The sequence below is a fragment of the Acidovorax sp. JG5 genome (assembly GCF_017939685.1).
Taxonomy (GTDB): Bacteria; Pseudomonadota; Gammaproteobacteria; order Burkholderiales; family Burkholderiaceae_C; genus Acidovorax.
On the sequence record NZ_JAGKSE010000056.1, the window covers coordinates 1 to 1,473 of the forward strand.

1 protein-coding gene, 1 tRNA gene and 1 pseudogene are annotated in these 1,473 nt (G+C 59.3%); 1 reads left to right on the forward strand and 2 read right to left on the reverse strand.

The annotated features are described in order from the left end of the window. Positions 1-99: 99 nt before the first annotated feature. Both J8G26_RS19060 and infA read right to left on the reverse strand, forming a co-directional pair. A tRNA-Pro gene (locus tag J8G26_RS19060) sits at positions 100-176 on the reverse strand. Positions 177-271: 95 nt separating this feature from the next. Continuing rightward, entirely contained in the window at positions 272-520 is a 249-nt protein-coding gene (gene infA / locus J8G26_RS19065; protein WP_024815327.1) for a translation initiation factor IF-1, read from the reverse strand. A gap of 439 nt (positions 521-959) precedes the next feature. Here infA and J8G26_RS19070 point away from each other — a divergent pair. Next, positions 960-1,235: pseudogene (locus J8G26_RS19070) on the forward strand (transposase); the annotation flags it as partial. Between the last annotated feature and the right edge of the window lie 238 nt (positions 1,236-1,473).

A 1,473-nucleotide genomic window follows, 5' to 3' on the forward strand; every position in this document is an offset into this window, starting at 1 on the left:
CGGGTTATCAAGGCTGGGAGGGCAACACCTTGAAAGGGGTGATACTGAGCGCACCAACAAAAAAGGACTTGCAGCATATGCTGCAAGTCCTTTGAATAATGGTCGGAGCGGCGGGATTCGAACTCGCGACCCTCTGCTCCCAAAGCAGATGCGCTACCAGGCTGCGCTACGCTCCGACAGCTCTTATTCTATCCCGTAAATCGAACGGGTTTGATATCTGTCACATTTCTTTTTTATGTCTTTCCTGCGATAGAACCCACTTTTTGATGCATCAGCGACTGGAGGGCCCCGGGCCACGACCAGCCAGATGGCGGAACGTAATGCGGCCCTTGGTGAGGTCGTAGGGCGACAGCTCCAGCGACACTTTGTCGCCCGCCAGGATGCGGATGTGGTGCTTACGCATTTTTCCCCCGGTATAGGCAATCAATTGGTGGCCGTTTTCCAGTGTGACGCGAAAACGCGAGTCCGGCAAAACTTCCGTCACGGAGCCTTGCATTTCAATCAGTTCTTCTTTGGCCATGGTTATCTCTTAAAAACAATATTCTGTGGTTGGTGCGCCAGCACATCGTGCATCCACAACCGCCGCCGTGCCTTCTGGGGCTCGGAGCACGGTGCTTTGCGGGCGGGGGAGTCGCTGCACACGGGGCGCAGATCAGAAAAGAGGCCGGGGAGACGGCTTCAATGGACAGGCGAGGCGCTGTGCATGAACTCGTCGATTGTAGCGCGATGTCCCCATCCTGCCTATGCTGCTGCACCAAACGGTGCGACAGGGACCACAGCTCCTTCTTTCAGAATGTGCATGGTGCCAACCAGTGCGCGCACCAGCTCCGCCTGGGTAATGATGCCCACGAGCTGTTAGCCGCACCCCTTTCAAGGTGTTGCCCGTCCAATCGCCCGCTGCCGAACAGACGCCAGCCAGCCAGCGAGCGAGCGAGCGAGCGGCCCACCCATCAGACCCGTACCAGTGGATGGTGCTGCAGCGCCAGCAGGTGGCGGGCAACTCGGCCAAGGCGCTGGACTACAGCCTCAAACGATGGATAGCGCTAACGCGCTTTGTCTATGACCCGCAATTACCGGCGGACAATAACTGGATCGAGAACCAGATCCGGCCCATTGCCCTCGGGCGCTCGAATTGGTTATTCGCAGAAAGCCTGCGCGCGGGCCAGCGGGCCGCCGCCGTGATGAGCCTGATCCAGTCAGCGCGCATGAACGGGCACGACCCGTACGCCTATCTCGGCTGCCCACGCACAAGGCCACCCCACGGGCCATGGCCACATCCAGAGCCCAGGACGAGATCGTGACCGAACGATTCGGCGCCGTGCCGTCGAACCCCAGCTCCAGCAGAATGCCGTCCTTGACCCCAGCGAGCGTCGCAGTGCAAGGCGTGTAGATCAGTCGAATGCCTGCACTGCGCATCTTGTTGTCGTCGAACTGAATCGCCCCGGGTTCCGTGGAGGCTGTTTGGTTTAAGTC